The sequence below is a fragment of the Acidipropionibacterium virtanenii genome (assembly GCF_003325455.1).
GTDB classification, from domain to species: Bacteria; Actinomycetota; Actinomycetes; order Propionibacteriales; family Propionibacteriaceae; genus Acidipropionibacterium; species Acidipropionibacterium virtanenii.
Map to the genome: position 1 here is coordinate 237,334 of NZ_CP025198.1, position 15,847 is coordinate 253,180.

Consider the following 15,847-nt stretch of genomic DNA (forward strand, 5'->3'; position numbering starts at 1 on the left):
GCGCCATCGGGGAGGCAGTGGTCGCGCCATCGGGGAGGTTGTGCCCGGGTATCGGGGGGATGCGGCACTCGCTCAGTCCGAGGAGGCATTGCGCAGCCGGTGGGCAGGCATTGCGCAGGCATTGAGGTAGCCTGTCAGCTCAGGCCCTCACACGTGACAGGTCGTCACTGCAGATGAGCCGGGAGGGGAGCCATGACCGACCTGGAATCCGCCGAGCGCGGCGTCGCCGAGATGCTCGGTCGCCGTGACGACCGCTGGTACCCGCGCTTCCACATCGCGGCCCGGGCCGGATGGATCAACGACCCCAACGGACTGTGCCACTTCAACGGCCGCTATCACGTGTATTTCCAGCACAATCCCTACGGCCCCGACTGGGGCACCATGCACTGGGGCCACGTCTCCAGCGCCGACCTGGTCACCTGGCGCCGCGAGCCCATCGCGATGGCCCCCGAGCTGGAGGCCGAGCGCGACGGCGTCTTCTCCGGATCGGCGGTGGTCCTGCCCGACGCCCAGGGCACCCCGACCCTCGCTGTCCTCTACACCGGGCACCGGTGGCTCGACGACGGCTCAGGCCGCGCACGCCAGGTGCAGTGCCTGGCCACCTCGACCGACGGCGTCGCATTCACCAAGCACGGCATCGTCATCGACTGCCCCGAGGGGATCACCGACTTCCGCGACCCGAAGATCTGGTGCACCGACGGGTGCTGGTACATGGTGGTCGGGGCGCAGACTCCCGACCGCCGCGGGGAGGTCTGGCTGTACAGCTGCGAGACCTCGACCGTCGAGGGATTCACCGGCTGGCGGTTCCAGCAGGTGCTCCACCGCGATCCCGAGCACGGCGTCTTCATGGCCGAGTGCCCCGACTTCTTCCCCCTGACGGCCCCGGACGGCCGGCGTCGGTGGGTCCTCACATACTGCGCGATGGGAGCCCGGGCGGGCGAGGACTCGAGTTCGGCGGATCGCACCAACCTGGCCCGATATGTGGTCGGCGACTGGGCGCCGGGCCGGCCCTTCACCGACGTCACCGCCCCGCGGCCGTGCGATCAGGGGCCCTCCTACTACGCCTCGCAGTCCATGGAGACCCCCGACGGCAGGCGTCTGGCGATCGGCTGGATGTCGGCCGTCGGAGGGGTCGACGGCCCGCCCGAGCCCCCGCAGGCCGCCGACGGCTGGTGCGGCCAGCTCACCGTCCCCCGGGAGCTCTCACTGGGCGACGGCGACACCCTGCTGGTGGTCCCCGCTCGTGAGCTGGTGGGGCTGCGCACCCGCACCCGGGATCTGGGCCGGATCACGCTGGCCCCGTGGCAGGTCCGACGGCTGGACGAGGACGTCGAGGCCGCCGAGATCGAGCTGGGGATCGATCCCGGCAGCTCGCTCACCCTGGCCGTCGGGCTCACCGGCGATGGTCGGGCGGCCCGGATCGGGTACGACTCCGGGACCGGCCGGGTGAGCCTGGAGCTGGGGGAGGGCTTCCTTCGATGGGCTCCCGTGCGGCCTGAGCGGGCCGAGCAGCCGGTGGGTGCGGCCGGATCCGCCGGCACGGTGAACCTGAGGGTTCTGGTGGATCGTGGTTCGGTGGAGGTCTTCGCCGACGGCCGGGTCATCAGCTCGACGGTCTTCCCGTCCGCCGGCCCCCGCGCGATCAAGCTGGGCTGCGGGCCCGCGCCGGCGTCGCTCAGCTGCCGGATCCACCGTCCGGCCTCGATCTGGGAGACCCCGGACCGTTGAGCGGACGCACCCCCGGGTGCGCCGTCAAGGAGGATTCCGGAGCCGGATCTCGTATGCTGATCTCCTGGATGTTGACGCACACACCAGGAGGGATGACGCGGTGACGAGGGGCAGCAGGCGGATATGGCGCGGACTGGTGGTCTGCGCCGTGGCATTGCCCATGCTCGCCGGATGCGCGGCCACCGGGGCGTCCGGCTCGGCGTCCGTGGCCCGCAGCTGTATCGACTCGGTTCCGGGGTCGGGGGATCTGCGCGACCGGGCCCCGGGGATCGGGCTGAGCTGCGCGGCCCCGCAGGCGACCACCCGGCCCGCGGGGGCGCGGGAGAGTGCGCCGGCATCGGCCTCCCCGGCTCCGTCCCCGGCGGGAACCCCGTCGGCATCAGCCGCGTCGGCCTCGTCTCCCCCCTCTTCCCCGTCGGCCCGGCCGACTCCGAGCTCCTCATCGAGCCCGTCCGCCCCGCCGGCCTCCCTGAAGGTCGGCCAGGCCTCGCCGGCCGGGGCCGGCCGCTATGTGATGTGGATCAAGGCCGAGAACCACGTCTATCTGGTGGAGGAGGGCGCGGTGACCCGGGTGATGCTCACCACCGGACTGCCCTGGAAGACCCCTCCGGGCACCTACAGCGTCAAGTACAAGCAGCGCAACAGCTCGTCGCTGGACGCCGGGCACGCCTGGACGCTGCCCTACTTCGTGGCCTTCTGGCGTCGTGCCGGGGCCTCCGGGGACATCGCCTTCCACGAGTTGCCCCACGATGCCAAGGGGAATCTGGCCCAGCCGCTCAACACCCTCGGCTTCCCGGGCTACGCCAGTGACGGATGCGCCCGGATGGCACCGGTGGATGCCAGGGCGATCTGGGACTTCACCGAGGTGGGCACCAGAGTCGTGGTGCGTTGAGTTCAGGCCTCACATCAGGTCCTGAGCCGGTGGCTCGCATCAGGTCCTGAGCCGGTGGCTCGCATCAAGTCCTGAGTGATCCGCCTCCGACGCACGATTTCGTCATCCCGCCCCCTGTTGCGACGCCGGTCGGGGCCCTGTGCTAGCTTGTGTGGCGGGAAATTCCATGCGACAAAGGATGCCGGATGATTGAGGTTTCCGGATTTACGAAACGTTACCGTGATGTGATCGCCGTAGACAATATCGGCTTCAGTGTAGAGGACGGTTCGCTGTTCGCCCTTCTCGGTGAGAACGGGGCGGGAAAATCGACGACCATATCATGCCTGACAACACTCCTTGATTTTGACTCCGGGGATATCGAGATCGACGGATTGCGTCGTCCCGCCGATGATCACAGAATCCGTGAGCAGACCGGGGTGGTGTTCCAGGACTCGGTTCTGGACCCGCTGCTCAGCGCCAAGGAGAACCTTCTCCTGCGGGCCTCCTTCTACGGCTTCGGGAGGTCGCGGATCGACGAGCTGACCGAGATCGTCGGCCTGGGCGAGTTCATCGACCGGCGCTACGGGGTGCTGTCCGGCGGACAGAAGCGCCGGGTCGATATCGCCCGGGCCCTGCTGCACCGGCCGCGGACCCTCTTCCTGGACGAACCGACGGCCGGACTGGACCCGGGGAGCCGGGCCCAGGTGTGGCACTCCATCGACGCGCTGCGCGAGGAGTTCGGTCTGACGGTCGTGCTCACCACGCATTACATGCAGGAGACCGAGGCCGCCGACGACGTCCTGGTGCTCGATCACGGCAAGGTGCTGGCGACCGGGACCCCGATCGAGCTGCGCGCCGCCCACGCCGTGCCCCACCTGCTCCTGGTCCCGGCGGCCGGGCACCGCTCCACGGAGCTGACCGACCTCCTGGAGAAGTGGGTCCCGGGGGGCGACTGGCGGGCCGAGGGCGGCGCGATCATCTCGCCGGTGCCCGGCTCGGCGACCGCCATGGACATCCTCGAGGACGCCCGGGGGCTGTTCTCCGACTTCCAGTTCATCCAGGGATCGATGGACGACGTCTTCCTGAATCTCACGGCAGGAGAGACGCGGTGAGAACGACCCTGGCATTCGTGCGACGCAACCTCACGATTTATTTCCGTGATCGGGCCGGAGTGTTCCTCTCGCTGCTGTCCGCAGTGATCCTCCTGCTGCTGTACACGCTCTTTCTCGGGTCTCTCCAGATCGACAGCATCAAGGAGTCGCTTCCGGCGGCCTCCGATGACGACATCCATGCCTTCGTGAATTGCTGGGTGCTGGCCGGAATCGTCATGATCACGACGTTCACCACGAGTTTCGGAGCCATGGGAGTCTTCGTGGACGACCGGGTCTTCGGGCGATTCAAGGACTTCCGGGTGGCCCCGATGAGGCGTTTCCAGCTCATCCTCGGCTACCAGGGGGCAGCCTTCATCGTGTCGAGCCTCATGAGCCTGGTGATCATGGTGATCGGCGTCGCGCTGCTGATGGCGGTGCACTCGGTCGACGTCATCTCCTGGCCCGGTCTGGCCCTGGCGGCCGGATACGTCCTGCTGCTCTCTGCGGCCTTCTCTGCGGTCTCCTCCTTCGTCCTGACCTTCGTGAGGTCCTCCAACGCCTACACCGCCGTGAGCACCATCGTCGGAACCCTCCTCGGCTTCCTGGCAGGGGCCTACCTTCCGGTCGGGCTGCTCTCATCGACGGTCCGCGACGTCATCAACGCGCTGCCCTTCTCGCCCGCCGCGATGCTGCTGCGCGAACCGCTGGCAGGGCGGGCCCGCGACACCCTCGCGGGCGGCGTCTCCCAGGCTGCGACCTCCCTCGACAGTTACTACGGGTTCACCCTCTCGGTCTCCTCCTTCGACATCGGAACGCTGTTCACCGTCGTCGCGCTGATCGTCGTCCTCATCCTGTTCACGACGCTGGGCGCCCTGCGGATCGGCCGGGTGCTCAGATGAGCGGCGGGCAGCTCCATCTGTTCCCCGGCCAGGGGAGCCAGGCGCGCGGCATGGCCCGCGCGGCCCTGGAGAGGTCCGCAGCGACGCGCCGGTTCGTGGAATCGGCCTCGGAGGCCACGGGGCTCGACCTGCGCGAGCTGTGCGTGAGCGCCTCCGTCGAGACCCTCACCCCCACACAGATCCAGCAGCCCGCGCTGACCGCCGCCGCGCTGTCCTGCTGGATCGCCGCCCGCCCCGACGGGCGTGACTCCGATGAGCCGGATGCCGACGACCGGTTCACCGGCCATTCCATCGGAGCCCTGGCCGCGGCCGCGGCCTCGGGCCACCTCGACCCGGTCTCCGCGGTGCGGCTGGCCCAGCTGCGGGGCCGCCTGATGGCGGCCGCGCCCGGCCGGGGCGGCATGCTGGCCGTGGTCACCGGCAAGGAGCGCTCGGAGACCGCCCAGCGCAGCCGGGCCGACGCGCTCGCCGAGCGACACGGGTTGGACGTTGCCGCGGTCAACGGCCCCACCCAGGTGGTGCTCTCGGGGGCACTGGACCGGATCGAGGCGGCGCACGAGGCGACCGGATCGCGCAGCACGATGCTGAAGGTCAGCCACGCATTCCACTCCCGGCTGATGGAGCCGGCGCAGCAGGCATGGGCCGACGCGCTCGCCTCGACCCGCCTGGCGAAGGGTCGCGGTTACGTCGGCTGCACGACCGGCCGGCTGGCCGCCTCGCCCGAGGAGGTCCGGCAGGACCTGGCCGCCGGCCTGCGTCGCACCGTCCGGTGGATGGCGGTGCTGGAGGCGACATCGGCCTGCAGGTCGGTCGCCGTCTACGGCCCCGGCCATGCCCTCGCGCGCCTGATGCGCCCCTACCTCGACAACCGTCCCGTCCGCAGCCCCGGAGGTGGTTCCCGATGAGTGATGACGGCAGGCCCCTGGCCCTGGTCGTCGGCGCGTCCCGGGGAATCGGCCGCGCCACCGCGATCGAGATGGCCGCTCACGGCTACGCGGTCGCCGGCTGGTACCGCAGCGACGACGCCGCCGATGCCGAGACCCGAGGTCTCATCGAGGACGGCGGTGGCTGGTACCGCGGCCGCCGGACAGACATCGCCGATCAGACCCAGGTGCGCGACGGGTTCCGCGACCTGAGGACGCTGGACGCCACCCTCGCCACCGTCATCGTCTGCGCCGGCATCACCCGTGACGGGCTGGCCGGGACGATGAGCCTGGAGGCGTTCACGGGAGTCCTGGACACCAATCTCACCGGTTCCTTCCTGGTGGCCCGGGGCGGGCTGCGGGCGATGCGCAAGCGCGGCGGCTCGATCGTGCTGATGTCCTCGACGTCGGGGATCCGGGGCCAGGCGGGCCAGGCGAACTACTCGGCCAGCAAGGGCGGGATCATCGCTATGGCCCAGGCTCTGGCCAAGGAGGGCGCCCCGCTCGGCGTCCGCGTCAACTGCGTCGCACCCGGCTTCGTCGACACCGACATGTTCCGGGCCATGAACCCTGCGACGCGCAGTTCGGTGGTCGAGCGCATCCCGCTGGGACGGGTGGGGAGGGCCGAGGAGGTTGCCCGCGCCGCGCGCTTCCTGGCCGGCCCCGAGTCCTCCTACATCACCGGACAGACCTTGGTCGTCGACGGCGGAATGACCTCATGACGGCCCCGGGGACCGTGCCGGCCAGCACGCCCCCACACATCACCTCATGCATCACCCACCCACCCACGGAGGTACACCATGGAGACCGAGTCACAACGCGACGCGGCCGCTCGCCGGTTCGAGCTCAACACGCGGCTGCGCGCATCCCTGCTCGAGGGTCTGGAGCTGCCCGATCCTCCTGAGCACGTCGATTTCGACGAGCCCCTCTTCGGCCGCGGACTGGGACTGGACTCACTGGACACGCTGGAGATCGTGAGCCTCCTCGAGGAGGAGTTCGGCGTCGAGATCAGCGACGAGAACCGCACCGTCTTCGGATCGATCAACAAGATCGCCGACACCATCGAGGCGGAGATGTCATGACCCCGCCCTCGCCGGTGTGCTACTCCGCTGACGAGATCCGTCGGCTCCTGCCGCACCGGCACCCGTTCTCCCTCCTCGACCGGGTCGAGGAGGTCATCGCGGGCAGGAGCGGCACCGGGATCAAGAACATCACCATCTCGGACCCGGTCTTCAGCGGGCACTTCCCGGACCGGGCCATCTACCCCGGCGTCCTGCTCATCGAGATCGCCGGGCAGACCGCCGGGATAGTCCAGCAGGCTCCCGCGCCCGACGGGCATGCCCGGGCCGGTGGAGATGTCAGGGCCGATGCTGCCGACGGCCCCGGGCCGGCCGCCATGATGGGAGTACTGGGGCGGGTGAAGCGGTTCACCTTCCACCACCCGGTCGTTCCCGGCGACGTCCTGGCCTGCCACGTCGCGTGCCGCACCGTCTTCGGCGACATGTTCGAGTACGGGGCCCGGCTCACCGTGGGATCCCGGCTGGTCGCCGAGGGCACCGTGGCCGTGGTGATGCAGCCCGGAGAATCCGCCTGATGGCTGCGGTGGTACGTCCATATCGGGCCGACGACGCCGAGGAACTCGTCGGCCTCCTGAACCGGAACGGCTACGGGCCGGCGGCCCTGGGACGGCCGTTGGACGCGGCCGGCCTGCGCGCGGTGCTGCGGGAGCGCTGCGTCACCGACCTGCTGGTGGGGGAGGACAGAAGGAGGGGGGAGGACGGGGGAAGGATCGTCGGCTGCCTGGCCTTCGGCCTCGGATCCGGCCGCCGCTCCTGCGAGCCCGGAGCCCGCTTCGCCGGGCTCTACCTCGTCGACCGGCGCCACCGGAACTCGCTGCTGCCTGGCCGGCTGTTCCGCGACGGCTTCACCCGGATGCTCCAGGAGACAGGGGTGCGGACGCTGCGGCTGGAGGCGTCGCCGTCGAACTCCCGGGCGCTCGGGCTCTACCTGCGGGCGGGATTCCGCGCCGCACCGACCGCCCGCCCCGATGAGGAGGGATATCTCGAACTCGTCAGCCACCTGCCAGGAGTCATCAGGGACCTGCTGGACGCCAATCGGGAGCTGACAGGCCCGCGGTCCACCGCGGCCGTGAGCTGGGAGATGCTGAAGCCGGGCCGGGCGGCGACCGTCTCAACCGGAGTGGTGCTTCGCGACGGGCGCTGGGTGGTGACCTACCCGGTCGTGGCCGGGCACCTCGAGTTCTCCGTCGACGTCGACCTCGACTCCGGGACGCTCCTGTCGTGCCGCCAGCTGGCCGGGGAGGCGCTCAACCTGCCGCCCGGCCGCCCCGTGCCGGCCGGGGCGGCCGCCTCGCTGCTCATCGACCGGACCCTCCCCTCGGGGGCCCGGCTGAGCGTCGACGACGCCGGTACCGTGCGACTGGCCGGACGCGGCGGCCACGAGCTGCTGCGCGAGAGATGGCCCTCGGCGCTGGGCGCCGAACCGCCCGGGGTGCGCCGCCAGGGAGCCCACCGGGCGGTGCGCGCCACCCCGTCGGACGACGGGAGCGCGTGGACCCTCACCGCTCCGGGGGATCCGATCACCCGGACGGTGCGGGTCGATGCGGAGGAGATCAGCATCACCAGTACCCCGGAGCCCGGCGTCACCGTCGTCGCCTCCCCCTGGATCCGGACCCGCATCGGCCACCGCGGGGTGAAGATCGACGATCAGTGGCGGGCCGGGCCGATCATTCACGGCCTGTGGCCCGAGGAGTGGACGGACTTCGAGGCCGCCTACCAGGGCCCCGAACCCGCCGCGCTGTGGTGGAGCGACGGCACCCTGGCCGTCACCTCGACGTGGAGCGGGGCGCACCCCCGGCCCGAGGGACTGGGCGCCCCGCACCTCACCGGGGAGGCACCGGGAACACCCGTCACCTGCACCCTGCGCATCTCCCGGTCCGTCGACCTGCCCGGATCCGGGCCGCCCGGCACCGCAACCCGCGTCAGGCCGGTACGGCAGCCGGTCCGTCGCGCTGTGCTCGGCTCCCCTGGGGGAGACGAGCTCAGCCTGACGGCCCGGCCTCAACAGGGCCATGTCGTCCTCGACGGAGCCGATCACCGGCTGACCGTCGCCCCGACCGTCGGAATGGTGCGGTGGGAGTACCGCGGCACCACCGTGCTGGCCGGCGCCCACCCGAACAGGGCGCCGCTCGGCGCACTGATCTCCCACCGCGCCGGGCTGTGGTGCGCCCGCGGGGCGAAGCGTGACACCGACGACCAGGGGATGGAGTGGATCGATGACGACGATCTCGGCGTCCTCCAGTGGTCTCAGGAGACCGGCGCCGGGTGGTCGCTGGCGATCCACGATGAGAGCACCCTCAGCGTCACCGCCCACCCGGGTCCCGAACCAGGAGCCGGTCTGCAGCGCGACCGCTCGGCCGTGGCGGACACGTCGATCATGCTGACCCCATCGATCCGGCGGGGATCGCCGATCGTGATCAGCGTCGGCGGACGGCTCTGGCGGATCGATAACGCCCACTGCTCGTGGCGAGGCAGCGTCAACGCCGTCGCGATCGAGCTGGAGTCCGGGCTGGGCCTGGCGGTGCGGGGACCGCGCGGGCACGATCCGGAGATCTTCATCCGCCGCCTCGGAGACGCCCTGGTGCTGGCGGCGGTGGGTTCGGCAGGAGCCCCACTGACGGCCGACCTGACGGTGACGACCTCGCTGTCGCGGGCCGAGAAGGCCCTGACGGGGGGCCTCGGCGATGGCTGAGCGGCTGATGTTCATCGCTCCCGGATCCCACTCGATCGGCGAACTGGCGAATGCGGTGGTGATGGCCCGCCAGCTGGCCGACCGGCCCGTCACTCTCCTCACCTCGCCCCGGTTCGCCGGATATGCTCGCGGATCGGGCCTCGACGTCCAGGAGATCCCGCGCGGACGCCGCGCCGCCCCCTTCGTGCGGCAGCAGAGCGCAGCCCCCGACCTGGCCGCCGTCATCCTCGCCGACCACCACCTCACCAGCCTGGAGCGGATCGGATTCACGATCGCGGACCTGGCCGACGGGGCGCCGCTGATCTGCCTGGACTCGCTGTGCCTGGGCCGGGCCGGGAGCCGTCTCGAGCTGGCCGTCGCGCAGCACTCGATCGGCCCGGAGCTCCACCACTGGTTCCCGCCCGAGGTGCGGACCGAGCCGGTACCCGACCAGATCCCGCTGCTGCGTCCCGTCCCGGTCGCCGGCGACGCCCCGGGAGGTGTCGCCTTCGACCTCTACGGCGGCACCCTGCGGCCCGCCCGCGGCCGCGACGCGGTCCTCGCGAGCCTGGGGATCGACGCCGGCCGCACCGTCGTGATGACCGCCGTCTCCGGATGGGCGAGCCGGGCGACGACTCGAGCGCATCTGGGCGCCCCGGATCGCGACCATGACGCCTACGCCGGGCTGAGGACGCAGTGGCTCGTCGAACTGTGCGGCAGGCTCGGCCGCCGGGTCACCATCGTCTCGCTGGGAGGAGCGCAGACCGGGCCTCGGGACGCCGGACCGGTGGAGGTCGTCAACCTCGGCGGCCTGGGGATGCAGAACTTCACCGATCTGGTCGCCGCCGTGGACCTGTACCTGTGCGACAACCTCACCTCCGGGGCGATGGCGCGGGCCGCGCTGCTCGGCACCCCTGTGGTGGCGCTGACCAACGAGCACGGCATCCGGGACCACTCGGCATTCGTCGACGACTGGGTCACCCGGATGGAGCGGGTCCTCCCGCATTTCGACTTCCGCTACCTCGTCAACCCGTTCGGGTGGGTCCGTGAACTCGAGCCGCTGCGCGCCGGCAACCCGTACCTCGACGCGCTGCCGCAGGCCCCCGCCTACTCGTTGGACCGTCAGGAGGAGATCTGCCGGGAGGCGATCGAATCCCCGCGGCGTCCGGCCCGCGACGCCCTGATCGGCCGGCTCTCCGAGCTGCCCACCGTCGCGCAAGTCCTTGACAGCGCCCTCGACGGCGTCCTCGACCGTGCCATCAATGATGCCCCCGACCCCGCGCGACCGGTCGCGGGCCGACAATCCTCCAGCCCGACCCGTAAGGAATGAAGAATCATGTTGTCCATCGAAGACAGTTACGACGCCATCCGGAGCACTGTGGGCGTGATCGACGTTCCGGGCAGGACCGTCATCGCGATCTCCGGCCCCGGCAGGTCCGAGGCGGTGCGCCGGCTCCTGGCGGTCTCCACCGAGTTCGCCGCCATCGACACCTGCACCGACTCGCTGCTCCTGGATGAGAGCGGACGGGTCGCGGGCTTCGCGACCGCACTGATCGGCGCCGGGACCACCCACCTCGTGGTGGACGCCGAGCCCGCCTGGGCGGAGGTCCTGGAACGCACCGTCGCCGGCCTGGACACGACCGCTGTCTCGGATCCGGACCTCCACGCGCTGCACATCGAGGGGCCGCGCTCCTGGGAGGTCGTCGGCGAGTACACCGTCGGCACGCCGGTCGAGGACATTCTGCTCGGGGAGACCCTCTCGGGCCGCTGCGGGGACGAGCCGGTGCTCATCGCGCGTACCGGGTCGACGGCGGAGTACGGGTACCTGGTGCTCTTCTCGGGTCCGGAGGTGCGCGATCGCCTGGAGGCCGATGCGCGAAAGCTCGGCGGCGGTCTGATCGATCCCGGCGTGCTGGCCCGGATCCATGCCGAGACGAACTTCCCGGTCCTGCCGCAGCAGATCGAGGACGCCACCGTGCTGGAGACGGGCATCGCCTGGTTCGCCTCGCTGGACCGCGATGACGAGTTCGTCGGCGACGCGATCCGTGAGGTTCCCGCACCTCATCGGCGCATCGTGGCAGCCCGGCTGGACGGCGAACCCCCCCAGCTGCACGCCGAGGTCCGCGACGCGGGGAGCACGATCGGCAGGGTGCAGGTGGTCGCCCCACGGGCCGGACGCCCCGACAGTCTGGTTCTGCTGCTGCTCGACGACCCCTTCGGAGTGCCGGGGATCGACCTGGAGATCGAGGGGCGGACCGCCCGGACGCTGGCGCGCCCGGCGATCAGCCCCCGCTCCTGGTCCGAGATCATCGGAGGGTGAGCGGCGCCATGTCGATCGTGATCACCGGATACGGCATGATCTGCGCCGTCGGCGAGGACGCCCCCCGGGTCTGGCAGAACCTGGTCGCCGACCGCACCGGGATCGGGGAGAACACCATCGTGCCCCGCCCCGGCGTGATGAGCGACCGCGCCGGCCAGGTGCGCTCCCTCCCGGAGCCTGACCGGCCGCTGAGGGACCGCTCACTGCGTCTGGGGGAGAGGGCGCTCGCCGAGGCGCTGGAGCGGGCCGGCATCGCCGACAGCGGCTACCGCACCGAAAGGATCGGTCTGAGCCTGGGGACGTCTCTGGGGGCCGCCCGCCAGGGCGAGCGGTTCCAGCGGCGCTGGCTCAGCCGCGGGATCGAGCACACCCATGCCCGGGAACTGCTCGAATACCCGCTGCACGCCGTCGCCGACTCGCTGGCCGCGCAGTTCGGCATCGAGGGGCCCCGGCTGGTCCATTCCAACGCCTGCGCCGCGGGATCGGTCGCCATCGCCAACGGCTTCGAACTCGTGGCGGACGGGCTCGCCGACGTCGTGCTCGCCGGCGGCCTCGACCCCCTGGCATATCTGTCCTTCGGCGGCTTCTCCAGCCTGGGGGTGCTCTCGGCGCGCAACTGCGCGCCCTACACCCGCAGCGACGGCATCACGCTGGGGGAGGGGGCCGGGTTCCTCGTGCTGGAGCGGGAAGAGACCGCCCGGCGTCGCGGCGCCCACGTCGTCGCGCGGCTGCTGGGCTACGGCCTGAGCGCCGACGCCTACCATCCCACCGCCCCGGATCCGCGCGGCCGCGGGGCTCTGGAGGCGATGCGGCAGGCCCTGCGGATGGCCGGGCTCGACGGCCGCGACGTCGACTACGTCAACGGTCACGGCACCGGAACCCCCGCCAATGACGCCGGCGAGATCAAGACCATCAAGGCGCTGCGCGACGTCCCGGTCCCGATGAGCTCGTCGAAATCCATGATCGGGCACACCCTGGGCGCCGCCGGAGCGATCGAGGCCGTGGTCTCGGTGATGACGCTGGAGCACCAGCGCATCCATCCCACCTATGTGCCGCCGGATGCCACCGCGCAGGAGTCCTTCGCCGCTCTGGAGGCGGCCGGCCGGGTGGACGTCGTCGGTTCCGGAGCGCGCGATCTGGCCGTCGACGTCGTCGTGTCGAACTCCTTCGCCTTCGGCGGCAACAACGCCAGCCTGGCCCTCGGATCCCCGGAACCGGCCGCTGAGACGCCGGCCGTCCGTCCCCCGGCCGTCCTGCCGCGCGAGGCGGTCGCGGTGACCGGGGTGGCCGCGCTGGCCGGAGGCGCGGCCTCCATGGCGCAGATCGACCGGGCCGTCGCGCAGGACGCCGTCCCGGCCACGGAACGGGTGGGCGTCTGGGCCGGCCATGACTACCCCGTCTCCCGCGCCGCGACGGCGGCATTGCGGGCCGGCCTCAACCCGAGGAGTGTCCGCCGGTTCGACAGGCTCGGCCTGCTCGCGGCCCACGTCACCCGGCAGCTCATCCGCGATCACGGGATCGAGCGCGGCGAACTCGCCGGGTGCGGCCTGATCCTGGCCACCTCGACCGGTCCCCTGGAGACCATTCAGCGGTTCCAGGGCGGGCTGCTGACCGACGGTGCGGGAGACAGCAGGCTGTTCCCCAACACCGTGATGAACGCCGCCGCCGGCCACGTCTGCATGGCCTTCGGCCTGCACGGGCCGACCGCCACGATCTGCTCGGGCTGGACCAGCGGCGTCGCCGCCCTGCACCTGGCCCGGCAGACCATCCGCAACGGCGCCTGCTCCCGGGTCATCGTGGTCGCCGTCGACGAGGCCTGCGACGCCCTGGTCGCGGGTTACTCCCGCTTTCCGGGATTCCTGACCACCGACGTCGCCCGGCCCGGTCGCGACACCGGTGTGATCCTCGCGGAGGCCGCCGCAGCCGTCCTGCTGGAGCGCACCGACGGGCCCGGCGCATCCGCGCGCCCGCCGCTGGTGAGGATCGATGGCGTCGGGATGGCCGGCGGTGCGCAGGGCCCGGGCAGGATGGGCGGGCCACGGGCCTGCCTGCGCGCCTACCGGGCCGCCCTCGACCAGGCCGGGATCGGTCCGGAGGACCTCTCGGTGGTCGTCTCGGCGGCGTCGGGGCGCGGCGGTATCGACGCCGTCGAGAAGCAGGCCCTGGCCGAGCTGGGGCTGGGCGCACACACTCGGATCCTGGTCCCGAAGGCGGCCACCGGCGAGACCCAGTCCGCGGCCCCCCTCATCGGCCTCGGCCTGGAGGCGGTCCGTGCCGGTGGCGGCCGTGCGCTCATCAGCGGGTTGGGGGTCGGCGGTTCCCACCAGAGCCTGATCGTGCGCCCCTGACGCCTGACCGCCCTCTCGGATGTGCGGGGTCCTTGGCCGGGTCGGGGAAAATGGGGGCCATGTCGACGATCGTCTTCCTCCACGCCCACCCCGACGACGAGTCCTCCTCCACCGCGGGCACCATGGCCCGGGCCGCCGCCAGGGGGGATCGGGTCATCCTCGTGGTGGCCACCGGCGGGGAGTGCGGGGAGCCCGCCGCCGATCCTGCCCCCGGCGAGACCGTCTCCGAGCGTCGTCGCCGCGAACTGGAGCGCTCCGCGGCGACCCTCGGCGTCGCCCGGGTGGTGTCACTGGGCTACCACGACTCGGGCATGACCGGCTGGGTTCAGAACAAGGCCCCCGAGGCCTTCATGAACGCCGATCTCGACGAGGCCGGCCGGAAACTCGCCGACGTCCTGGACGAGGAGGACGCCGACGCCCTGGTCGGTTACGACTGGCACGGCAACTACGGCCATCCCGATCACGTCATGGTGCATCACGTCACCTGGAGCGGGGTCGAGCAGGCGGCCCGCCGTCCCCGCGTCCTGGAGGTCTCCATCAACCGCGACCACCAGGAGGAGGTGGTGAGCATGGCCCGGCTGCGCGGCCTGGAGGAGGGCATCCACATGCCCGACCCCACCATGCCGGGCGACGACGGCAACCCGATCGGTTCACTCGCCTCGGACCTGCGCTGGGGGGTCGACGTCCGCGGCCTGGTTGACGTCAAGAAGGCGGCGATGCGCTGCCACGCCAGCCAGGTGACCGACATCGAGGGATTCACCTCGCTTCCCCCGGAGCTGTTCGAGGCGACCTTCGGTTGGGAGTTCTACCGGGAGCCCGGGGTGGTGGGCTCTCTCGACGTCAGCTGGCCATTCGAGGGAGGCCCGTGGCCCGGTACCCCGTCGCACTGCACCTGTGATCTCGAGGGCCGGGGATGGCCGGTCCGGAGGAACTCGTGAGGGACGTCGGCGAGGCCACCGAGTCCGGACGGGTGGCCCGTGCTGCCGGGGTGCTGACCCTGGGAGCCTCCGTGGTCGGGGTGATCTGGGGGCTGACGCTGGCCATCTGGACGGCCGTCGGCACCGATGACACCGGGGCGGGCTCCGGGCTGCCGGTGCGCGGCTGGGCCGGCGGGCTGCTCATCGGCCTGCTGTGCGGAGCCGGGACGGCGGTGACGCTGATGGTCCCGGTGCTGATGGCGGCGGCTCTGACCGGCTCCCGGCTGACCGGGGATCCGCGCCGCCAGCGGCTGGCCGGTCTGGTGGTGGCCGCGGCCGGACTGGCGGTGGCGGTCGGGGCCCAGTACTGGCTGGTGATGGACTGGTCGATGGTCCTCACGATCACCTGGCCGGCAGTGCTGGTGGCGCTGGGCCTGGGAGCGCTGGCCGGTCCCTTCGTGGTGGAGGGGCGGTGGCAGCTCCCGGGCAGGGGGACGGCCGGTAGCTGAATCCCCCGCCGGAGCAGATCGTCGCCCCTAGTCTGGAGCCTATGAGCAGTTCTGAACCGCGCCCCGAGTCCGGACCGACCGTTCCCTCCGTCCTCACCTGGGGTACCTGGGCCGCGGTGGTGCTCGTCGCCGCCCAGCTGGTCCTCGGCATCCTCATGCTCAGCGGTTCCTGGAGCCTCATCGAGGCCCACGCCGGCCTCGGTTACGCCGGCACTCTGGCCGCCGTGCTGGCCGCCGTCTCGGCCGTGGTGTGGAAGCGCAGGGGAGGCTCGGCCGGTGTCATGGCCCACGCCGTCGCGATGCCGGTGCTCATGATCATCCAGATCGGGCTGGGATCGGCCGGCGTCAAGTGGGTGCACGTCGTCCTCGGCGTCCTCATCCTCATCGGCCTGATCGGGCTGCCGATGAGCCTGCGCTCAGCCCGGCGTCAATCCCTCTGAACAGGCCTGGCGGGAATCCGCCTGGATAGCACAGCACAGCGAAACCGGCCC

Annotated in this window: 15 protein-coding genes; all 15 read left to right on the forward strand. The window is 71.5% G+C overall.

Annotated features, from left to right (window positions below; all coding sequences use genetic code 11):
- Positions 1 to 192 precede the first annotated feature (192 nt).
- The 15 genes from JS278_RS01065 to JS278_RS01135 all read left to right on the forward strand — a co-directional run bounded on the left by JS278_RS01065 (position 193) and on the right by JS278_RS01135 (position 15,796).
- Positions 193 to 1,728, forward strand: a complete 1,536-nt coding sequence (locus tag JS278_RS01065) for a glycoside hydrolase family 32 protein (protein ID WP_114043570.1) — start codon at positions 193 to 195, stop codon at positions 1,726 to 1,728.
- 100 nt (positions 1,729 to 1,828) lie between these two features.
- Positions 1,829 to 2,620 (forward strand): L,D-transpeptidase, encoded by a 792-nt coding sequence (locus tag JS278_RS16290; protein ID WP_245935159.1) that lies wholly within the window; start codon positions 1,829 to 1,831, stop codon positions 2,618 to 2,620.
- Between the two features lie 185 nt (positions 2,621 to 2,805).
- Positions 2,806 to 3,711, forward strand: coding sequence for an ABC transporter ATP-binding protein (locus JS278_RS01075; protein WP_114043571.1), 906 nt, complete (start codon positions 2,806 to 2,808; stop codon positions 3,709 to 3,711).
- Entirely contained in the window at positions 3,708 to 4,589 is an 882-nt protein-coding gene (locus JS278_RS01080) for an ABC transporter permease (RefSeq protein WP_181833786.1), read from the forward strand. Before JS278_RS01075 ends, JS278_RS01080 begins: the two co-directional genes overlap by 4 nt.
- The gene (locus JS278_RS01085) at positions 4,586 to 5,494 is read left to right on the forward strand and encodes an ACP S-malonyltransferase (RefSeq protein ID WP_114043573.1); all 909 of its coding nucleotides are present in this window, start codon (positions 4,586 to 4,588) and stop codon (positions 5,492 to 5,494) included. The genes JS278_RS01080 and JS278_RS01085 overlap by 4 nt, the downstream gene beginning before the upstream one ends.
- A complete protein-coding gene (locus tag JS278_RS01090; RefSeq protein ID WP_114043574.1) occupies positions 5,491 to 6,234 on the forward strand; it encodes an SDR family oxidoreductase in 744 nt (247 codons plus the stop codon). The genes JS278_RS01085 and JS278_RS01090 overlap by 4 nt, the downstream gene beginning before the upstream one ends.
- 78 nt (positions 6,235 to 6,312) lie before the next feature.
- Positions 6,313 to 6,594, forward strand: a complete 282-nt coding sequence (locus JS278_RS01095; RefSeq protein ID WP_114043575.1) for a phosphopantetheine-binding protein — start codon at positions 6,313 to 6,315, stop codon at positions 6,592 to 6,594.
- Positions 6,591 to 7,106, forward strand: a complete 516-nt coding sequence (locus tag JS278_RS01100; RefSeq protein ID WP_114043576.1) for a 3-hydroxyacyl-ACP dehydratase FabZ family protein — start codon at positions 6,591 to 6,593, stop codon at positions 7,104 to 7,106. The genes JS278_RS01095 and JS278_RS01100 overlap by 4 nt, the downstream gene beginning before the upstream one ends.
- The gene (locus tag JS278_RS01105; protein ID WP_114043577.1) at positions 7,106 to 9,283 is read left to right on the forward strand and encodes a GNAT family N-acetyltransferase; all 2,178 of its coding nucleotides are present in this window, start codon (positions 7,106 to 7,108) and stop codon (positions 9,281 to 9,283) included. Before JS278_RS01100 ends, JS278_RS01105 begins: the two co-directional genes overlap by 1 nt.
- Positions 9,276 to 10,592, forward strand: coding sequence for a DUF6365 family protein (locus tag JS278_RS01110; RefSeq protein WP_114043578.1), 1,317 nt, complete (start codon positions 9,276 to 9,278; stop codon positions 10,590 to 10,592). Before JS278_RS01105 ends, JS278_RS01110 begins: the two co-directional genes overlap by 8 nt.
- Positions 10,593 to 10,598: 6 nt before the next feature.
- Positions 10,599 to 11,582, forward strand: coding sequence for an aminomethyltransferase family protein (locus tag JS278_RS01115; RefSeq protein WP_114043579.1), 984 nt, complete (start codon positions 10,599 to 10,601; stop codon positions 11,580 to 11,582).
- Positions 11,579 to 13,930, forward strand: a complete 2,352-nt coding sequence (locus JS278_RS01120) for a beta-ketoacyl-[acyl-carrier-protein] synthase family protein (RefSeq protein ID WP_147243107.1) — start codon at positions 11,579 to 11,581, stop codon at positions 13,928 to 13,930. The genes JS278_RS01115 and JS278_RS01120 overlap by 4 nt, the downstream gene beginning before the upstream one ends.
- A 59-nt stretch (positions 13,931 to 13,989) precedes the next feature.
- On the forward strand, positions 13,990 to 14,868 hold the full coding sequence (locus tag JS278_RS01125) for a PIG-L deacetylase family protein (RefSeq protein WP_245935160.1): 879 nt from the start codon (positions 13,990 to 13,992) through the stop codon (positions 14,866 to 14,868).
- Complete coding sequence (locus tag JS278_RS01130; RefSeq protein ID WP_147243108.1) at positions 14,865 to 15,356, forward strand: hypothetical protein; 492 nt, start codon at positions 14,865 to 14,867, stop codon at positions 15,354 to 15,356. Before JS278_RS01125 ends, JS278_RS01130 begins: the two co-directional genes overlap by 4 nt.
- A 41-nt stretch (positions 15,357 to 15,397) precedes the next feature.
- Positions 15,398 to 15,796 (forward strand): hypothetical protein, encoded by a 399-nt coding sequence (locus JS278_RS01135; protein WP_114043583.1) that lies wholly within the window; start codon positions 15,398 to 15,400, stop codon positions 15,794 to 15,796.
- The last annotated feature ends 51 nt before the right edge of the window (positions 15,797 to 15,847 follow it).